We start from the raw sequence: 17,445 nt of genomic DNA, 5'->3' as shown, positions 1-17,445 counted from the left end.
GTCGGCAAAGGGGGGCAGAACGCCCGACGGGGCGCCCGTGCGGCAGTGCAACGAAAGATTGCCGGTCCGGCTCCGGTCATTCGTATCGATCAGGGCGATCGGAAGAGTCGATCAGCGTGGCGCGTCAGACCATCGTCAGCGCGTCGATCGCGGCTTGCAGGATGTGCGCGGCGGCGAGATTGTCGACGCGTTCGGCGCGCTTGGCGCGGCTCATGTCCTGTTCGATCATCGTGCGTTCGACCGCGACGGTGGACCAGCGTTCGTCCCATAGCAGGATCGGCAGGCCGGTGTCGACCATCAGCCTCGCAAAGGCGCGCGTCGATTGCGTGCGCGGGCTGTCGCTGCCGTCGAGGTTGAGCGGCAGACCGATGACGAGGCCGCGCACGCCCTGCGCCGCGACGAGGTCGAGAAGCTGCGCCTTGTCCTTGCTGAATTTGGTGCGGCGCACCAGCGTCGCGGGGCTGGCGAAGCTCCACCCCGCATCGCAGAGCGCGGTGCCGATCGTCTTCGTGCCGACGTCGAGACCGAGCAGCCGGCCGCCGGCGGGCAGCGCGGCGCGAAAGGCGGCGGCGTCGGTGGTGATCATCGTCTCGCCTTTCGCCGCGCCCGATTCTGCGCCCGATTTTGCGCCTGAAAAGCGGCGAGGCGGCGGCCCGCATCGGCGCGCACGTTCGCCCAGAACAGGCTGTAGTCGTAGACGTGGTAGTTGTTGCCGGGCAGCACGTAATTACCGAGGTCGGGCGGCGACGCGCCGATCATGAGGAGGCCGCGCCCCTGACAGGTGGCGGGGACCTTGCCCGGCTCGATCGTCGCGGTGGTAAGGTCGGCAGAGGGGAAGAGCGTGCCGAGATTGGCGGTGGCGGGCGCGGCGGCGTCGGCGGTCCCGGTCAGCGTATTGGTGCAGACCATCGGCGTGTCCTTGCGCGACTTGCCGTCGAAGCCGATCGTCCGATCGTAGGTATCGAGGATCAGCGAGGGATCGGCGGGCTCGGCGAAGCTTTGCCACGACAGGATGCAGCCCGGCTGGTCGGGGCCCGTGCATTCCGGCAGGCCGAGCGCGGCGAGATCGGTCGCCTTCGACACCGGCCAGCCGACGACATAGGCGGCGGCGATGCGCCGCGCGAGCGGGGTCCCTGCGACCTTTTCGCGCAGCAGCCGCGTCAGGTGGAGCGCGCCCTGGCTATGCCCGGCGAGGATGATCGGGCGCCCGGAATCGACCTCAGCCAGAAAGGCGTCGAACGCGGCGGATACGTCGCGATAGGCGAGGTCGAGCGCGCGATTGGCGTCGGCGACGCTGGTCAGGAACGCCCCGAACGTCGCCTGGCGATAGCGCGGCGCCCAGATCTCGCCCGCGTCGTTGAACGCGCTCGCCTGGCCGCGCAGGAAGATCGCGGCGCGTGCGTTGGTTTCCGGATCGGTGAGCGTCGCGTTCCAATGGTCGCGGCCGATATAGCTGGTCGGATGGATGAAGAAGACCGCGGCGGTGGGCTTGCCGCCGGGCGCATAGCCGGCGGGGGTCCAGAGTGCGGGGTTGTTCGCGATATCGGGCCGCGCGATCCACATCCGGGCGTCGGCATAGGTCGCGGGCGTGACGCCGGGCTGCGCGTGGAACGTCTCGGTCGGCACCAGCGCCGCGCGGAGCAGCTGTGCGCCGTAATAGCGATAGGCGATGCCGCCCGCGAGCACGAGTGCGATCAGGACGGCGATGACGTAGAGGAACTTGCGGGCCAAGCGCGGCTCCCGAAGGATGGACGAGCCGCCTACTGCCCGAGCGGGGGCGTCGAGGCAATCGCGGCGCGGAGGCCGGGAGCGCGGTCACCGGCGTGTACGGGATCTTAATCGGCGGCGGCTACTGGTGCCGCAAGGACGGTCGCTTGCGGGAGACGGGCGGATGCAGATCGGGGCGGTGACGATGCGCGGGGCCTCGCAGGCCGGCGGGGCCGCGGGACGGGGCGACGGTGCGGGCTTTGCGCAGGCGCTGGGCGCGGCGGGGGACATGATCGGCGGCGGGGCGCTGACCGCGGATCAGGTCAGCGCGGCGCAGGGGCTGCCGGCAGGGGTCTACGACTTTACACGGATCAGCCCGCGCCAGTTCGCGGTCGTCGTACCCGCCTTGGTCGCGAGCGGGCGGATCGGCGCGCATGCGCTGGATGCGGCGAGCGATCTGGCGGGGAGCGATGATGCGTCCGATACGCCGGTCAACATGTTCGCCTATCTGCGCCATGAAGCGACGGCGAACGAGGCCGCGGGCGGCGGGATGCCGACCGCGTTCGGCCAGCGCACCGCGCTGTCGGTGATGGCGCGCCTGCACCACGACAGTGACGTTCCGATCACCTACGATACCCTCTACCCCGGCGCGCCGCGCGCGATGACCACGGAGGAGGCGACCGCCAAGCTGAAGAGCGCGATCGCCGATTTCCGCAAGGAATCCGAACTGACGCCGGCGCAGCGGCTCGCCAAGAGATTGCGCGCGGACGTGCTCAGGGAGATGAAGATGAGCGAGGACGGCATCACGGCGATGCCGCCCGAGCAGCAGGCGGCGATCGAGAAGAAGATCGGCGAGGAGGTCGCACGGCGGATGACGTTGCTCGGCTTCGCCGACGCGGACGGCAAGGCGCGAGCGAGCGGGGACGGGGCGGGATCGGGCGAGGCGACCGCGACCGAGGCGGCCGGGACCGACACGGCCGCGACCGAGGCGGCGGGCTGATCGCGTCGTGGGACTTCAACACCGGCGTTCGAGGTTCTACACCTTCGCGGCATGACGATCGACCTCATCTGCCTCGATGCCGACGATACCCTGTGGCACAATATGCGCCATTTCCATGCGGCGGAGGCGGCGTTGCTCGCGATGCTGCAGCCGTTCGCCGATGCGGAGGTGGCGCGCGAGACGCTGAATGCGTGCGAGGCGCGCAACCTGAGGCTGTACGGCTATGGCGCCAAGGGTTTCACGCTGTCGATGATCGAGACGGCGACCGAGCTGGCGGGCGCGACGCTGTCGACCGCGATGGTGTCGGGCATCCTCGATGCGGGGCGCGCGCTGCTCGCGCATCCGGTCGAGCTGCTCGACGGGGTGGAGGAGACGCTTGCCGCGCTGGCGGCGATCGGGCGGCTGGTGCTGGTGACCAAGGGCGATCTGCTCCATCAGGAGGCGAAGCTCGCCGCATCCGGGCTGGGCGACCGGTTCGCCGGCATCGAGATCGTCAGCGACAAGACCGCCGACACGTTCCGCCGGGTGTTCGCGGCCTATGACGTCGCGCCGGAACGCGCGGTGATGGCGGGCGATTCGATGCGCTCGGACGTGCTGCCCGCGCTGGCGGCGGGGGGATGGGCGGCGTTCATCCCGCAGGACGGCGGCTGGGTCCATGAGGCGGGCGAGGAGCCGGTGGGGGCGGCGCGCTATACGCGGCTCGCGCGGCTGGCGGACTTGCCGGGGTGGATCGCGGGGATCGGGTAAGGGTAATCCCCCTCCCGCTTGCGGGAGGGGAGACGGTGGAAGCGCCCGCCCGGCTTGCACCGCATCGCGCCAGCGGCTAGCCGCTGGGGCATGTCCGTAGACACCAACACCGTGAAGAAGATCGCGAGCCTTGCGCGGATCGCGACGACCGATGACGAGGCGGCCCGGCTGGCGCCGGAGCTGGGCAACATCCTCGGCTGGATCGAGCAACTGGGCGAGGTCGACACGACCGGCGTCGAGCCGATGACCGCGGTCATCCCCAACACCCTTCGCCTGCGCGACGACGTCGTCGATGCTGACCCGCTGACCGGCGGCGGCAAGCGCGAGGAGCTGATGGCGAACGCACCCGACGCCGAACATGGCTTCTTCACCGTGCCCAAGGTGATCGAATGATGACGCAACGGCATCATTCGATCATCCCGGCGTACGCCGGGATCCCGACGTCTGTGGGAGACCTTTCGTGACCGACCTGACCAACCTGGGCATCGCCGCGATCCGCGACGGGGTCCGCGCCGGCGACTTCACCGCGGTCGAGGTGGCGGAAGGCTTCATCGCCAAGGTCGCCGCCGCCAAACCGCTCAACGCGTTTCTGGTCGAGACGCCGGAACACGCGCTCGCCGCGGCACGCGCTGCCGACGCCGCGCGTGCGGCGGGCGAGGCGCTCAAGCCGCTGGCCGGCGTGCCGATCGGCATGAAGGACCTGTTCTGTACGAAGGGCGTCGCCACCACCGCGGCGAGCCACATCCTCGAAGGCTTCGTGCCGACCTACGAATCGACCGTGTCGCAGAATCTGTGGGACGCGGGTGCGGGCATGCTCGGCAAGCTCAACATGGACCAGTTCGCGATGGGCTCGTCCAACGAGACGAGCGCGTTCGGCAACGTCATCTCGCCATGGCGGCGCAGCGACGGCGGCAACGCGGCGCTCGCCCCCGGCGGATCGTCGGGCGGGTCGTCGTCCGCGGTCGCGGCGCGGCTGTGCCCGGGCGCGACGGGCACCGATACCGGCGGATCGATCCGCCAGCCCGCCGCCTTCACCGGGATCAGCGGGATCAAGCCGACCTACGGCCGCTGCTCGCGCTGGGGCACGATCGCCTTCGCCTCCAGCCTGGACCAGGCGGGGCCGATGGCGGCGGACGTCCGCGACTGCGCGATCATGCTGGAAGCGATGGCGGGCTTCGATGCGAAGGACGCGACCTCGCTCCAGCTCGACGTGCCCCAGTGGGAAGCGGGCCTGTCCGCCGACCTGACCGGCAAGCGCGTCGGCATTCCCAAGGAATATCGGGTCGACGGCATGCCGGCCGAGATCGAGGCGCTGTGGCAGCAGGGGATCGCCTGGCTGAAGGATGCGGGCGCGACGATCGTCGACGTGTCGCTGCCGCACACCAAATATGCGCTGCCGGCCTATTACATCATCGCGCCGGCGGAGGCGTCGTCCAACCTCGCGCGCTATGACGGCGTGCGTTACGGCCTGCGCGACCTTCCCGCCCAAGGATCAGGGGAGCGCGCGGGGTTGCAGGACATGTATGCCGCGACGCGGGCCGACGGTTTCGGCGCGGAGGTGAAGCGCCGGATCATGATCGGCGCCTATGTGCTCTCCGCCGGATTCTACGATGCCTATTACACGCAGGCGCAGAAGGTGCGCACGCTGATCGCGCGCGATTTCGAACGCGCGTGGGACGTATGCGACGTGCTGCTGACGCCGACCGCGCCCTCGGCGGCGTTCGCGCTGGGCGAGAAGTCGGCGGACCCGATCGCCATGTATCTGAACGACGTCTTCACCGTGCCGTCTTCGCTGGCGGGCCTGCCCGCGATGAGCGTGCCGGGTGGCCTCGACGCGGCGGGGTTGCCGCTGGGGTTGCAGATCATCGGCAGGCCGCTGGACGAGCAGGGCGTGCTCAACGCCGGCCTTGCGATCGAGCAGCGTGCCGGCTTCGGCGCGCGGCCCGAGGCGTGGTGGTAGACGCTCAAGACGGTGGGTGTTACCCTACGTAACACTGGAGGCGCGCGATGAATGTGCACAATCCCATCACCGAGGCGGTGGACGGCAACATGACCAGCAAGGGTCAGGTGTTGATCCCGAAGCATCTGCGCGATCATGCCGGGCTGGTTCCCGGCGGCGAGGTCACGGTCGGGCTTAACGCGCAGGGTCAGGTCGTCGTCGCACCACGCGGGGCGGCCGAGACGCTCGAGCAGCGCCGGGCACGCATCCTCGCCGCGATCGAAGCCGTTGCCGGGACGGTCGATTTCGGGGTCAAGTCTACGGACGATTATATGGACGACATACGTCCGTGGCGGAACGAGGATTGGTGACCTTCCTCGATACCAATATCGTGATCGACGTGCTGCGCCGGGACGCGACGTGGTTTGCCTGGTCGTCCAGCCAGCTGGCGGGGTGTATCGAGCGCGGAGACGTGGTGGTGAGCGCGATCGCTGTGGCCGAACTCAGCTGGGGTTTCGATGCCTTCGACGATCTCGTCACCAAGCTCGACGGTTTATCGCTGACGATCCAGACGTTGAGCGCGGCGGCAGCCTTCGAAGGCGGCAAGCGCTTTCACCAATACCGGCGCACGCGCCGCGATGTCGACCACCCGCGCGTCCTCCCCGATTTCCTGATCGGGGCGCAGGCGCTTTCGCAGGACGCCGTGTTGCTGACCCGCGACCCGAAGCTCTATCGCCGCTATTTCCCCGACCTCTCCCTCATCACCCCAGAGACGCATCCATGACCGAATCGAGTTATCGCATCCAGGGCGCCACCGGCGAATGGGAGGTCGTGATCGGCCTGGAAGTCCATGCGCAGGTGACGAGCAACGCCAAATTGTTCTCCGGCGCGGCGACCGCGTTCGGCGCGGAGCCCAATACGCAGGTCAGCCTGGTCGATGCGGCGATGCCCGGCATGCTGCCCGTGCCGAACCGCGAGTGCATTCGCCAGGCGGTGCGCACCGGCATGGCGATCGACGCGCAGATCAACCGCTGGTCGCGGTTCGACCGCAAGAATTATTTCTACGCCGACCTGCCGCAGGGCTATCAGATCAGCCAGCTGTACCATCCATTGGTCGGCGAGGGGCATCTGGACGTCAGCCCGGACGACAAGAATCCCGATGCGGTGAAGAGGATCGGCATCGAGCGCATCCATGTCGAGCAGGATGCGGGCAAGCTGATGCACGACCAGCATCCCACCAAGAGCTACGTCGACCTAAACCGGTCGGGCGTCGCGCTGATGGAGATCGTCAGCCGGCCGGACATGCGTTCGCCTGCGGAAGCAGGCGCTTACCTGACGAAGCTCAGGTCGATCCTGCGCTATGTCGGCAGCTGCGACGGCAATATGGACCAGGGGTCGATGCGCGCCGACGTCAACGTCTCCGTGCGCAAGCCTGGCGAACCGTTCGGCACGCGCACCGAGACGAAGAACGTCAATTCGGTGCGATTCGTCATGCAGGCGATCGAGCATGAGGCAAAGCGCCAGGTCGCGGTGCTGGAGGACGGCGGCGCGATCGTGCAGGAGACGCGGCTGTTCAACCCCGACACGGGCCAGACGCGGTCGATGCGGTCGAAGGAGGATGCGCAGGATTACCGCTATTTCCCCGATCCCGACCTGTTGCCGCTGGAGCTGGACGAGGCGTTTCTGGAGGAATGCCGCGCGAGCCTGCCCGAACTGCCCGACGCCAAGCGGCAGCGGTACGAAGCGGCCGGCATCTCCCCCTATCAGGCGGGCGTGCTGACCGCGGAGGTCGAGGCAGCGCGCTGGTTCGATGCGTTGCTCGAGGCGGGTGCGGCGCCGGTCGCGGCGGCGAACTGGACGACGTCGGAACTGTTCGGCGCGCTCAACCGCACCGGGCGCGACATCGCGTCGTCGCCGGTGACGCCGGGGCAGGCGGCGGAGCTGCTCGCGCTGGTCGCCGACGGCACGCTGTCGGGCAGCCTGGCGAAGCAGGTGTTCGAGGTGATGCTGGAGACGGGCGACGCGCCCGCCAAGATCGTCGAGGATCGCGGGCTGAAGCAGACGAGCGACACCGGCGCGATCGAGGCGGTGATCGCCGAGGTGCTGGCGAAGAACCCGAACCAGCTGGAACAGTATCGCGGCGGCAAGGAGGCGTTGTTCGGCTTCTTCGTCGGCCAGACGATGAAGGCGATGGGCGGCAAGGCCAATCCGGCGGTGGTCAACGACCTGCTGAAGAAGGCGCTGGCCGGGTAAACGGCAAAAGGAGACAGGCGGATGACCGTGCGACGGGCGCTGACGGCGCTGGCAATGATGGCGAGCCTGCCGGCCGCGGCACAGCAGCAGGCGGCGGCGCCTGCCGTCGCGCCGCTGCCGCGCGTCGCGCTCGACACGACCGCGGGGCGGATCGTGATCGAGGCGGATACGCAGCATGCGCCGGTCACCGCGGGCAACTTCCTGAAATATGTCGACGGCAAAAGGCTGGACGGCGTCGTCTTCTATCGTGCGGTGAAGGTCGCGCCGCAGTTCGGCTTCGTCCAGTTCGGCACCAACGGCGATCCCAAGCGCGTACTGCCGCCGATCAAGCACGAGCCCACGACGCAGACCGGACTTCACCATACGAGCGGCGCGATCTCCGTCGCGCGGTTCGAGCCGGGCAGCGCGCGCGGCGACTTCACGATCAGCGTCGGCGACCAGAGCCCCTCGCTCGACGCCGACCCGTCGAAACCCGGCGACAATCTGGGCTATGCCGCGTTCGGCCATGTCGTCGAGGGCATGGATGTGGTGGAAAAGATCCTCGACACGCCCGTGTCACCGACCGCGACCGTCAACGGTGCGTTCAAGGGGCAGGTGCCCCAACAGACGATTACCGTCGTGACCGCGCGGCGCGTACCGCCGGCACCATGAACGAAGGGCGCCGGATCGGGCGCCCTTCGGAGGGTTATTGCTGGGTCAGGTCCTGATTCTTCACCTCGCCGCCGGTGCCGCTGTTGCCGTCGAAGGCACCGGCATCGGTGAAGCGCGCGGGTTCCTCGCCGCCTTCGCCGCGCGCGACCGCGTCGGCGCGCGCCTCGACCACCTGCTGGATGTCGGGGCGTGGATCGTCGCGAGGTTCCGCAGGCGGGCTGTCGGGGTTCGTGTCCGGCGCCTCGGCGGGCGGGCTGTCCGGATGCGGATCGCTTGCGCTCATGATTTTTCCCTTGCGCGTCAGATTTCGGCCGGGGTCTGCGTGCCCGGATCGGTGCCGGGCGTGCCGGGCGAGGGGACGTCGACATCGGGCGTCGGCGGCGTGATTTCGGGCGGCGGCGCGGTCGGCTCCGCCGGCTGCGGCGTCGGGGTCGGGGCTTCGGGCGGGGGCTGCGTGGCCATTTTCGCTCTCTCCTGGTTGGCCTTGCTGAACGCCATTGCGATGCGAACGGTTGCCTCCCCTTGTGCCTTTGCGCCATGCTGATATAGACGCGCGCCCAACGGCGGGTCCTCATGCGGGCGTGGCGGAACTGGTAGACGCGCTGGATTTAGGTTCCAGTATCGCAAGATGTGGGGGTTCGAGTCCCTTCGCCCGCACCAGTCCCGCTGCCAGTGGCGGGACCGGAAGCCTCAGAAGATTTCAGGCATTTTCTCCAGATCGAAGGCCCAAGATGCAGACTGTCGAGACGTTGAACGAGGGGCTGAAGCGCGCCTACACGCTGACCATCACCGCCAAGGATATCGACGCCAAGGTCGATGCCGAGGTGAAGCGCGTCGCCCCGCAGGTGCGCATGCCCGGTTTCCGCCCCGGCAAGGTGCCGGCGAACCTGGTGCGCAAGATGCACGGCGAGGCGCTGGCCGCCGACGCGCTGAACAATGCGATCCAGCAGGGCGTGCAGGCGCTGATCGCCGACAAGGGCCTGCGCCCCGCGATGCAGCCGTCGGTCGCGCTGAACGAAGGCTATGCGCCCGGCAAGGATGCCGAGGTCAAGGTCGAGCTCGAAGTGCTGCCCACGGTGCCGACGCCCGCGATCGACGCGCTGAAGCTGGAGCGGCTGACGGTGCCGGTCGGTGACGACCTTGTCGACGAGCAGCTGAAGAAGTTCGCCGACCAGTCGAAGCGCTGGGACGATGCGGGCGACAAGGCGGCCGAGATGGGCGACCTGGTCACCGTCGATTTCGTCGGCAAGACCGCGGACGGCGTCGCCTTCGACGGCGGCACCGGCACCGACATGGGCGTCGAGCTCGGCTCGGGCCGCCTGATCCCCGGCTTCGAGGACCAGCTGGTCGGCGTGAAGACCGGCGAGGAAAAGACGCTGCACGTCACCTTCCCGGAGGATTACGGCGCCGCGAACCTCGCTGGCCAGCCAGCGACGTTCGACATCACGGTGAAGTCGGTGAAGACCGCGGGCGAGAGCAAGATCGACGAGGATCTGGCCAAGAACCTGGGTCTGGAAAGCCTCGAGCAGCTGCGCGGCCTGATCAAGGGTCAGATCGAGCAGGAGCATAACGGGCTCACCCGCACGCACATGAAGCGCAAGCTGCTCGACCAGCTGGCGGAAGGCCATGATTTCGAAGTGCCGCCGTCGATGGTCGAGGCCGAGTTCGCGCAGATCTGGCAGCAGCTGGAGCATGAGGCGAGCCACGAGGAAGACCCGCAGGCGGCGCTGGCCGAGATGGAAGCGGAGCGCGACGATTATCGCAAGATCGCCGAGCGCCGCGTCCGCCTGGGCCTGCTGCTGTCCGAGATCGGCCAGGCGAACGGCGTCGAGATCAGCAACCAGGAAATGAACCGCCTGATCGCGCAGGCCGCGCAGCAATACGGGCCGGAAGATCGCCAGCGCTTCATCCAGTACGTTCAGCAGGAGCCGATGGCGGCAGCCCAGCTGCGCGCGCCGCTGTACGAGGACAAGGTCGTCGACTTCCTGTTCGACAAGGCGGAGATCACCGATCGCGATGCGACCCGCGAGGAGCTGGAAGCCGCGATCGAGAGCGAGGACGGCTTCGCGACCGGCACGCACAGCCACGACCACGACAACCCCAAGCCGCGCAAGTCGGCGAAGAAGGCCGATGCCGCGGAAGGCGAGGCGAAGCCCGCCAAGAAGGCCGCCGCGAAGAAGCCCGCCGCCAAGGGCGAGGACGCGGGCGCGGTCGAAGCGCCGGCCGCCGCGGGCGAGGCCGAGGCGGGGGCCGAGGCTCCGGCCAAGAAGCCGCGCGCCAAGAAGGCCGCGGCGCCCATCGAGGCGGAAACGCAGGTGACCGAAGCATCGCCGGAAGCCGCCGAAAAGGCCGAGGGTGCCGAGGCGGCCGACGCGCCGGCGAAGAAGTCGCGCGCGAAGAAGGCCGCCGCGCCGAAGGCCGACGCGTAACCATGATGGGGGAGGGGGCATGCTCCCTCCCTGCACGTCATCCCGGCGGACGCCGGGACCCATGGGCCCGCGCGGGCGGGGGCGGGAACACGACGGTCGTTCCGCATCAGTGGGTCCCGGCGTTCGCCGGGATGACGAATGTCTGGGGCTATCGCCAAGCCCGTACGTCATCCCCGCGGAGGCGGGGATCCAGACGCGCGGGTCTCGCGATGGTATCGGGCGTCAGCGTTTCTGGATTCCCGCCTTCGCGGGAATGACGTTAAAGGTTGGAGCGGGGCCTTGCGGCACAAGGTGGCAGTGGGGGCAGTAAAGTGACGCAGCCACGGATCGCAGTTCTGCTGCCCTGCTACAATGAAGAGGCGGCGATCGCGCAGACGGTCGCGGGGTTCCTCGCCGCGCTGCCGGGCGCGACCGTTTACGTCTACGACAACAATTCGCGCGACCGCACCGTCGAGGTGGCGCGCGCTGCGGGCGCGATCGTCCGGCGCGAGCGTATCCAGGGCAAGGGCAATGTCGTGCGGCGGATGTTCGCCGACATCGACGCCGACGTCTATGTGATGGCGGACGGCGACGCGACCTATGATGCCGCGTCCGCGCCCGCGCTGGTCGCGCGGCTGCTGGAGGAGCAGGCCGACATGATCGTCGGCAGCCGGATCAGCCAGGTGCAGGAAAGCTATCGCCGCGGGCATCGGTTCGGCAACGCATTGCTGACGGGCATGCTGGCGCGGCTGTTCGGGCGCAGCTTCACCGACATCCTGTCGGGCTATCGCGTCTTTTCGCGCCGGTTCGTGAAAAGCTTCCCGTCGCTGTCGTCGGGGTTCGAGATCGAGACGGAGATCAGCGTCCACGCGCTCGAACTGAAGATGCCGGTCGCGGAGGTCGAGACGCCCTATTTCGCGCGGCCGGAAGGATCGACGTCGAAGCTCAGCACCTATTCGGACGGCTGGCGCATCCTGCGTACGATCGTGACGTTGTACCGGATCGAGCGGCCGTTGCTGTTCTTCGGCGCGATCGCCGCGCTGCTCGCGCTGGTCGGCGTCGTGCTCGCCGTGCCGCTGGCGATCACCTATATGCACACCGGGCTCGTGCCGCGCTTTCCCACCGCGATCCTCATCACCGGGCTGATGATCGTCGCGGCCTTGTGCTGGTTTGCGGGCCTGATCCTCGACACGGTGGTGCGCGGACGGCGCGAGGTGCGCCGGCTCGCCTATCTGGGACAGCCCGCGCCGTCCGCCGGGGCTTGAACTGTCCGGGCCAAGCGCCGATGTTGGCGCTCCTTAGGGCATAAGAGAGATTTCCATGCACAATCCGTTCGAGACCGGTGATTTCGCGAGCCATCTGGGGCGCGCAGGCCTTGGCTTGCGGCAGACCCAGGCAGGGCTCGTGCCGATCGTCATCGAACAGTCGAACCGCGGCGAGCGGTCGTTCGACATTTTCAGCCGCCTGCTGCGCGAGCGGATCATCTTCGTGACCGGCGGGGTCGAGGACGGCATGGCCAGCCTGATCACCGCACAGCTGCTCTTCCTCGAGTCCGAGAACCCGAAGAAGGACATCTTCATGTACATCAACTCGCCGGGCGGCGTCGTCACGGCGGGTATGGCGATCCACGACACGATGCAGTACATCCGGCCGCGCGTCGGCACAGTGTGCATCGGCCAGGCGGCGTCGATGGGCAGCTTCCTGCTCGCGAGCGGCGAGCCGGGTATGCGCATCGCGCTGACCAATGCGCGGATTATGATCCACCAGCCGTCGGGCGGCGCGCAGGGCATGGCATCCGACATCGAGATCCAGGCGAAGGAAATCCTGCGCATCCGCAAGCGGATGAACGACCTGTACGCGCAATATACCGGTCAGCCGCTGGAAGAGATCGAGCGTCGTATGGACCGCGACACGTTCCTTGAGGCGCATGAGGCGAAGGATTTCGGCCTGGTCGATGAAGTGTTCGACAAGCGCCCGACGCCGGCCGACGAGGTCGCGCAGGCGGCGTAACGCCCTTGGGCCGCGCCGGGCGTGCGCCCGACGTGGCCATTAGGGACGTTTGCCCGTTGTGGTTTGCGTACCGGCCGGGTTACCATGCCCGGCCTCACCAGCGGGGATTTCCCCCGCGACAAGGAAGTTTGAATGACGAAACTGAGCGGTGGCGACTCGAAGAGCACCCTCTACTGCTCGTTCTGCGGCAAGTCGCAGCACGAGGTCCGCAAGCTGATCGCCGGGCCGACCGTGTTCATCTGCGACGAGTGCGTCGAGCTGTGCAACGACATCATCCGCGAAGAGACCAAGTCCGCCTTGGTGTCGAAGAAGGATGGCGGCGTGCCGACGCCGCAGGAAATCTGCGACGTGCTCGACGATTACGTCATCGGCCAGAAGCGCGCCAAGCGCGTCCTGTCGGTCGCCGTGCACAACCATTACAAGCGGCTGAACCATGGTGCCAAGGGTGCCGACGTCGAGCTGTCCAAGTCGAACATCCTGCTCGTCGGACCGACCGGCTGCGGCAAGACCTTGCTCGCGCAGACGCTGGCGCGCATCCTCGACGTGCCGTTCACGATGGCCGACGCGACGACGCTGACCGAGGCCGGCTACGTCGGCGAGGACGTCGAGAACATCATCCTCAAGCTGCTGCAGGCGTCCGACTATAACGTCGAGCGTGCGCAGCGCGGCATCGTCTACATCGACGAGATCGACAAGATCAGCCGCAAGGCGGAGAACCCCTCGATCACGCGCGACGTGTCGGGCGAGGGCGTGCAGCAGGCGCTGCTCAAGCTGATGGAAGGCACCACCGCCTCCGTGCCGCCGCAGGGCGGGCGCAAGCATCCGCAGCAGGAGTTCCTGCAGGTCGACACGACGAACATCCTGTTCATCTGCGGCGGCGCTTTCAGCGGCCTCGAGAAGATCATCGGCGACCGCCTGCAGGGCAAGTCGATCGGCTTTGGTGCCTATGTCGCCGCACCCGAGGAGAAGCGCACGGGCGAATATCTGCGTCAGACCGAGCCTGAGGATCTGCTGAAGTTCGGGCTGATCCCGGAATTCGTCGGCCGACTGCCGGTGATCGCGACGCTGGAGGACCTCGACATCCCGGCGCTGGTAAAGATCCTGTCCGAGCCGAAGAACGCTTTGGTCAAACAGTATCAGAAGCTGTTCGAGATGGAGCAGGTCGAGCTCGACTTCACCGACGATGCGCTGACCACGGTCGCCAAGAAGGCGATCGAGCGCAAGACCGGTGCGCGCGGGCTGCGCTCCATCCTGGAGGGCATCCTGCTCGACACGATGTTCGACTTGCCCGGCATGGAGGGCGTCGACGAGGTGATGATCGACAAGGACGTGGTCGAGGGCCGCAAGGAACCGATTCGCGTCTATGCCGAAAAGAAGAAGGACGGCGCCGCGGCCTGACCGCGGCCGGTCCTGGCGGCCCGATGAAGGGGCGTCGCGGCGGCGCGGCGCCCCTTTTTCGTGCGTGGTGGGTGGGCGTTGCTCGAAGAGCATGATTTGCGGCTGATCTGCCCATTCGTCATGCCGGGCCCGTTCGGACATGCGCGCAATGGCTCTGCGCCGTTCTGCCGACAGTGCGGGGCTCGGCCCTGTCATCGTCTCCAGCGCGGAGCGTTGCCCCGTTCGACGTGCACGGGGCCCATGCGGGAGGGCGCGCATTTGCTGCTACCGCAAGAGCGGATTTTTGTGCTGGTGCACAATATATCGGGCCCCCGTCCGGATGGGACAGAGCCTTGCTCGATTTCATCTTGTCCTGGACAAATACCGCAGTCGGATCGGGCGTATAATTGCACCATCTTTGCTGAAATAGCCAGGCGATCCGACAAAAAGAACCGGATCGGAAGACATGATGGGCCGACCATTTCGACCGAAATGAGTTTTTAGAATATCATTAGGTAATAAAGCGGAAGAATCGCCGGGCAAGGAGGTCGCCATGACTTTCAGGTCCGGGGCGGAGCGAAAAGATCGTTGGGGCTGGGAAACGATATCGCGGGGGCGATGTCGTCGGGTTCGTGAGGTCGGTGCGGATCGCAAGGGCTCTGCGCTGATCGAGTTCGCCATTGTGGCGCCTATCCTGTTGATGTTCAGTTTCGGGATCATCTCCTATTCATGGTGGTATTTTCTGGCGAACGGTGTGCAGCGGGCCGCGAGTGATGGCGCGCGTGCCGCGATCGCCGGGCTGGATGCCGGGGAGCGCCAGTCGCTCGCGACGACCAAGGCGACGGACAATCTCCGCGCGGTCGGCAGTTACAACATGCAGCAGGCGCAGGTCGCCGTGGTCGAACAGTCGAACCGGCTGACCGTGACGGTGACGTACGATACCGCCGGCCTGTCGATCGTGCGACTGCCGTTCGTGCCGGCACCGCCGCAACGCATCGTGCAGCGCGCCAGCATCCTGCTGGGCGGCATGTGATGTCGGGCCGGGGGGCGACGACGATGGCGGCAATGTATCGGCTTTGGGGGGCGCCACGCGGCCTGATCGCGGCGCGCGAGGGCAGCGTGTCGATCCTGTCGGTGTTTCTGATCACGATCTTCCTCGGCGGGGCGGCGACCGCGGTCGATTACGGATCGATGGTGATGCGCCGGCAGCAGTTGCAGGGGCTAGCCGACCGTGCCGCGCTGGCGAGCGTCACCAGCGGCGATGCGACGACCGCGACCGCGCAGCTGATCGCCGCGGAGGGGATGGACGGCGTCAGCCTGGCCAGCGCGCAGACGGGCAGCTACGTGCCCGACCGCAGCATCGCACCGGCGGCGCGGTTCCAGCCGAGTGCGACCGATCGGACCGCGGTGCGCGTCGTGCTGCGGCGGCGGGTGCCGCTGTTCTTCGCAGGCGTGCTGACCGGCAAACGATTCCAGGACCTGCAGGCGACCGCGACGGCGGCGCGGACCGGCGAGGCAGCGATCGCGATCGGGTCGCGCCTCGTCAGTGTGCAGGGCGGCGTGCCGGGCGCGCTGCTGTCGTCGCTGGCGGGCGTGAACCTCAACCTGTCGGTCGCCGATTATAATGCCCTGGTGGGGGCGAACGTCGACGTGCTGGCGCTGTCCAGCCTGTTGAAGACGCGCGCCGGCGTCAGCCTGGGGACGTTCGATTCGACCGCGACCTCGATCGTCGATCTGCCGACGTTGATCACCGCGATGGCCGATGCGTCTTCGTCGTCGAGCGCGGGCGCGGTGTTGCGACAGGTCGCGTTGAAGGTGCCGCCGACGCAGGTCGACGTGCGCCGGCTGATCGACCTGGGCAGCAGCGCCACGCCGCCGGCGGTGAGCGTCGCGGCCGATGCGCTGCTGCGCGAGGCGCTGGTCGGGACGGGCGGCGACCGGCAGGTCACGCTCGGCCTCGGCGTGCAGGTGCCCGGGCTCGCTTCGACCAACGTGCGTATGGCGATCGGCAGTCGCTCCGCCACGTCGCCGTGGATCAAGGTGGGGCATGACGCCACCGTCACCGTCAGTACCGCGCAGGTTCGGCTGGGCGTCACCGCGCGCGTCGACGTGCTGGGCGTCGGGCTGGCGGCGGCGGAGCTGCCGGTGGTCATCGAAGGCGCGGGCGCGAGCGCGCGGCTCGCGGCGATCACCTGCGGCAGCGGCGGCGCGACCGTCGACGTCGATGCGCAGGCATCGCCCGGGCGCGCGATGATCGCGTCCGTGTCGGACCCCGCCTTCTACGCGCTGTCGACGCCGTTGCCGTCGCAATACGCCACCTTGCTGAGCGTGCCGCTGACCAGCATCCGCGGGCTGGCGGATATCCAGCTCGGCGGGACGGGGTGGCAGCGGCTGACCTTCTCGCCCACCGACATCGCGAACGGCGCGGTGCAGACGGTCAACGCGACGTCGCTGACGCAGGGGCTGGTCGCATCGTTGATGCAACGGCTGGACATCCGGATCAACGTGCTCGGCATCGACGTCGGGACATCGCCGCTGACGACACCGTTGCTCGGCGCGCTGACCGGCGCGACGCCGGCGCTCGACGGGCTGCTCGACCAGGTGCAGCAGGTGGCGGGCATCCGGGTCGGGCAGGCCGACGTGCGGGTGCCCGGCGCGCGGTGCGGGACCGCGGCGCTGGTATCCTAAAGGGAACGAAAGCGGCGTCATCCGTCCTTAACGCGTTGTGCGCCACAGCGGCGGCGACGAGGAGACGGCGATGATGGACATGCTGCGGGGTGTGGAGGCGGATCGGAGTCCGGCATGGCGGGCCGGCCGCGGGCCGCTGCGCCTCCTGCCCGCCCCGCTGTTCGAGGACCGGCGGGCGTGGCTGGCGATCCTGACCGGCTGGGTGGTCGCGCTGGGCGGCAGCGTCCTGATCGGCTTCGTCCTGACGCATCTGGCGCCGGGCGGTGCGGGGCCGGAACTGGGCGCGGCGCCGCCGCTGGTGCTGTGGGCGATGATCGCGCTGTTCAGCCCGATTACCGAGACGCTGCTGATGGCGGGCGTGCTGGGTATCCTCCGTCGCTTCCTTGGCCCGTGGCAGGCGGTGATCGCCAGCGCGCTGATCTGGGGCGCGCTGCATTCATCGCTCGCGCCGCTGTGGGGGGCGGTGATCTGGTGGCCGTTCCTGATCTTCTCGACACTTTACACGACGTGGCGACCGCGCGGCTTCTGGATCGCGGTCGGCGTGCCGATGGCGGTGCACGTCCTGCAGAACATCGCGCCAGCGACGATGATCGTGCTGGGCCGATGAGGGAGCTTTTGCCCGCCGCGGCGCTTTACTCCCGCAGGCACGGATAGGGGAACGAGAC

Annotated in this window: 19 protein-coding genes and 1 tRNA gene; 16 read left to right on the top strand and 4 right to left on the bottom strand. The window is 68.1% G+C overall.

All coding sequences use genetic code 11. The features are described 5' to 3' along the window. Positions 1–124: 124 nt before the first annotated feature. The gene (gene ruvX / locus DM480_RS01325) at positions 125–586 is read right to left on the bottom strand and encodes a Holliday junction resolvase RuvX (RefSeq protein WP_115377213.1); all 462 of its coding nucleotides are present in this window, start codon (positions 584–586) and stop codon (positions 125–127) included. Next, positions 583–1,731 carry a DUF3089 domain-containing protein gene (locus DM480_RS01320; RefSeq protein ID WP_115377212.1) on the bottom strand — a complete coding sequence of 383 codons (1,149 nt, stop codon included), beginning with the start codon at positions 1,729–1,731 and terminating at the stop codon, positions 583–585. Before DM480_RS01320 ends, ruvX begins: the two co-directional genes overlap by 4 nt. A 160-nt stretch (positions 1,732–1,891) precedes the next feature. Here DM480_RS01320 and DM480_RS01315 point away from each other — a divergent pair, with 160 nt between their 5' ends. From DM480_RS01315 to DM480_RS01280, 8 genes are all read left to right on the top strand, one after another. Then, positions 1,892–2,707 (top strand): hypothetical protein, encoded by an 816-nt coding sequence (locus tag DM480_RS01315; protein ID WP_115377211.1) that lies wholly within the window; start codon positions 1,892–1,894, stop codon positions 2,705–2,707. Positions 2,708–2,758: 51 nt separating this feature from the next. Further along, positions 2,759–3,454, top strand: coding sequence for an HAD family hydrolase (locus DM480_RS01310; protein WP_115377210.1), 696 nt, complete (start codon positions 2,759–2,761; stop codon positions 3,452–3,454). Positions 3,455–3,544: 90 nt separating this feature from the next. Next, positions 3,545–3,847: an Asp-tRNA(Asn)/Glu-tRNA(Gln) amidotransferase subunit GatC gene (gene gatC, locus DM480_RS01305; protein ID WP_115377209.1), complete on the top strand. Its 303-nt coding sequence runs from the start codon at positions 3,545–3,547 to the stop codon at positions 3,845–3,847. 67 nt (positions 3,848–3,914) lie between these two features. Next, positions 3,915–5,414: an Asp-tRNA(Asn)/Glu-tRNA(Gln) amidotransferase subunit GatA gene (gene gatA / locus DM480_RS01300; protein WP_115377208.1), complete on the top strand. Its 1,500-nt coding sequence runs from the start codon at positions 3,915–3,917 to the stop codon at positions 5,412–5,414. 47 nt (positions 5,415–5,461) lie between these two features. Then, positions 5,462–5,764 carry an AbrB/MazE/SpoVT family DNA-binding domain-containing protein gene (locus tag DM480_RS01295; RefSeq protein WP_115377207.1) on the top strand — a complete coding sequence of 101 codons (303 nt, stop codon included), beginning with the start codon at positions 5,462–5,464 and terminating at the stop codon, positions 5,762–5,764. Continuing rightward, positions 5,761–6,177 (top strand): type II toxin-antitoxin system VapC family toxin, encoded by a 417-nt coding sequence (locus DM480_RS01290; RefSeq protein ID WP_157968756.1) that lies wholly within the window; start codon positions 5,761–5,763, stop codon positions 6,175–6,177. Before DM480_RS01295 ends, DM480_RS01290 begins: the two co-directional genes overlap by 4 nt. Beyond that, on the top strand, positions 6,174–7,646 hold the full coding sequence (gene gatB / locus DM480_RS01285) for an Asp-tRNA(Asn)/Glu-tRNA(Gln) amidotransferase subunit GatB (RefSeq protein ID WP_115377205.1): 1,473 nt from the start codon (positions 6,174–6,176) through the stop codon (positions 7,644–7,646). Before DM480_RS01290 ends, gatB begins: the two co-directional genes overlap by 4 nt. Positions 7,647–7,667: 21 nt before the next feature. Beyond that, positions 7,668–8,297: a peptidylprolyl isomerase gene (locus tag DM480_RS01280; protein ID WP_115377204.1), complete on the top strand. Its 630-nt coding sequence runs from the start codon at positions 7,668–7,670 to the stop codon at positions 8,295–8,297. Positions 8,298–8,331: 34 nt separating this feature from the next. Here DM480_RS01280 and DM480_RS01275 read toward each other — a convergent pair whose 3' ends face one another. Beyond that, positions 8,332–8,580 carry a hypothetical protein gene (locus DM480_RS01275; RefSeq protein ID WP_115377203.1) on the bottom strand — a complete coding sequence of 83 codons (249 nt, stop codon included), beginning with the start codon at positions 8,578–8,580 and terminating at the stop codon, positions 8,332–8,334. Positions 8,581–8,597: 17 nt separating this feature from the next. Continuing rightward, complete coding sequence (locus DM480_RS18200; protein WP_198665868.1) at positions 8,598–8,759, bottom strand: hypothetical protein; 162 nt, start codon at positions 8,757–8,759, stop codon at positions 8,598–8,600. A gap of 113 nt (positions 8,760–8,872) precedes the next feature. Here DM480_RS18200 and DM480_RS01265 point away from each other — a divergent pair. From DM480_RS01265 to DM480_RS01230, 8 genes are all read left to right on the top strand, one after another. Continuing rightward, positions 8,873–8,957 (top strand) — tRNA-Leu (locus DM480_RS01265). 71 nt (positions 8,958–9,028) lie between these two features. Beyond that, complete coding sequence (gene tig, locus DM480_RS01260) at positions 9,029–10,726, top strand: trigger factor (RefSeq protein WP_115377201.1); 1,698 nt, start codon at positions 9,029–9,031, stop codon at positions 10,724–10,726. A gap of 311 nt (positions 10,727–11,037) precedes the next feature. Next, positions 11,038–11,970 (top strand): glycosyltransferase family 2 protein, encoded by a 933-nt coding sequence (locus DM480_RS01255; protein ID WP_198665867.1) that lies wholly within the window; start codon positions 11,038–11,040, stop codon positions 11,968–11,970. A gap of 55 nt (positions 11,971–12,025) precedes the next feature. Beyond that, entirely contained in the window at positions 12,026–12,715 is a 690-nt protein-coding gene (locus DM480_RS01250; protein WP_115377199.1) for an ATP-dependent Clp protease proteolytic subunit, read from the top strand. A gap of 132 nt (positions 12,716–12,847) precedes the next feature. Then, positions 12,848–14,113, top strand: a complete 1,266-nt coding sequence (clpX, locus tag DM480_RS01245; protein ID WP_115377198.1) for an ATP-dependent Clp protease ATP-binding subunit ClpX — start codon at positions 12,848–12,850, stop codon at positions 14,111–14,113. 679 nt (positions 14,114–14,792) lie between these two features. Beyond that, positions 14,793–15,125, top strand: a complete 333-nt coding sequence (locus tag DM480_RS01240) for a pilus assembly protein (protein WP_232834172.1) — start codon at positions 14,793–14,795, stop codon at positions 15,123–15,125. A gap of 23 nt (positions 15,126–15,148) precedes the next feature. Beyond that, entirely contained in the window at positions 15,149–16,780 is a 1,632-nt protein-coding gene (locus DM480_RS01235) for a pilus assembly protein TadG-related protein (RefSeq protein ID WP_232834073.1), read from the top strand. 70 nt (positions 16,781–16,850) lie between these two features. Then, positions 16,851–17,387, top strand: a complete 537-nt coding sequence (locus DM480_RS01230) for a CPBP family intramembrane glutamic endopeptidase (RefSeq protein ID WP_115380634.1) — start codon at positions 16,851–16,853, stop codon at positions 17,385–17,387. The last annotated feature ends 58 nt before the right edge of the window (positions 17,388–17,445 follow it).

Source organism: Sphingomonas sp. FARSPH (assembly GCF_003355005.1).
GTDB lineage: Bacteria > Pseudomonadota > Alphaproteobacteria > Sphingomonadales > Sphingomonadaceae > Sphingomonas.
This window is presented reverse-complemented; position numbering and strand designations above follow the sequence as displayed.

Excerpts from the sequence above, each read along its gene's own strand:
- DM480_RS01240 (WP_232834172.1), top strand. The coding sequence starts at position 14,793 with ATGTTCAGTTTCGGGATCATCTCCTATTCATGGTGGTATTTTCTGGCG.
- DM480_RS01275 (WP_115377203.1), bottom strand. The coding sequence starts at position 8,580 with ATGAGCGCAAGCGATCCGCATCCGGACAGCCCGCCCGCCGAGGCGCCG.
- gatC (WP_115377209.1), top strand. The coding sequence starts at position 3,545 with ATGTCCGTAGACACCAACACCGTGAAGAAGATCGCGAGCCTTGCGCGG.
- DM480_RS01280 (WP_115377204.1), top strand. The coding sequence starts at position 7,668 with ATGACCGTGCGACGGGCGCTGACGGCGCTGGCAATGATGGCGAGCCTG.
- gatB (WP_115377205.1), top strand. The coding sequence starts at position 6,174 with ATGACCGAATCGAGTTATCGCATCCAGGGCGCCACCGGCGAATGGGAG.
- DM480_RS01235 (WP_232834073.1), top strand. The coding sequence starts at position 15,149 with ATGGCGGCAATGTATCGGCTTTGGGGGGCGCCACGCGGCCTGATCGCG.
- ruvX (WP_115377213.1), bottom strand. The coding sequence starts at position 586 with ATGATCACCACCGACGCCGCCGCCTTTCGCGCCGCGCTGCCCGCCGGC.
- DM480_RS01250 (WP_115377199.1), top strand. The coding sequence starts at position 12,026 with ATGCACAATCCGTTCGAGACCGGTGATTTCGCGAGCCATCTGGGGCGC.
- DM480_RS01230 (WP_115380634.1), top strand. The coding sequence starts at position 16,851 with ATGATGGACATGCTGCGGGGTGTGGAGGCGGATCGGAGTCCGGCATGG.
- tig (WP_115377201.1), top strand. The coding sequence starts at position 9,029 with ATGCAGACTGTCGAGACGTTGAACGAGGGGCTGAAGCGCGCCTACACG.
- DM480_RS01295 (WP_115377207.1), top strand. The coding sequence starts at position 5,462 with ATGAATGTGCACAATCCCATCACCGAGGCGGTGGACGGCAACATGACC.
- DM480_RS18200 (WP_198665868.1), bottom strand. The coding sequence starts at position 8,759 with ATGGCCACGCAGCCCCCGCCCGAAGCCCCGACCCCGACGCCGCAGCCG.
- DM480_RS01310 (WP_115377210.1), top strand. The coding sequence starts at position 2,759 with ATGACGATCGACCTCATCTGCCTCGATGCCGACGATACCCTGTGGCAC.
- clpX (WP_115377198.1), top strand. The coding sequence starts at position 12,848 with ATGACGAAACTGAGCGGTGGCGACTCGAAGAGCACCCTCTACTGCTCG.
- DM480_RS01315 (WP_115377211.1), top strand. The coding sequence starts at position 1,892 with ATGCAGATCGGGGCGGTGACGATGCGCGGGGCCTCGCAGGCCGGCGGG.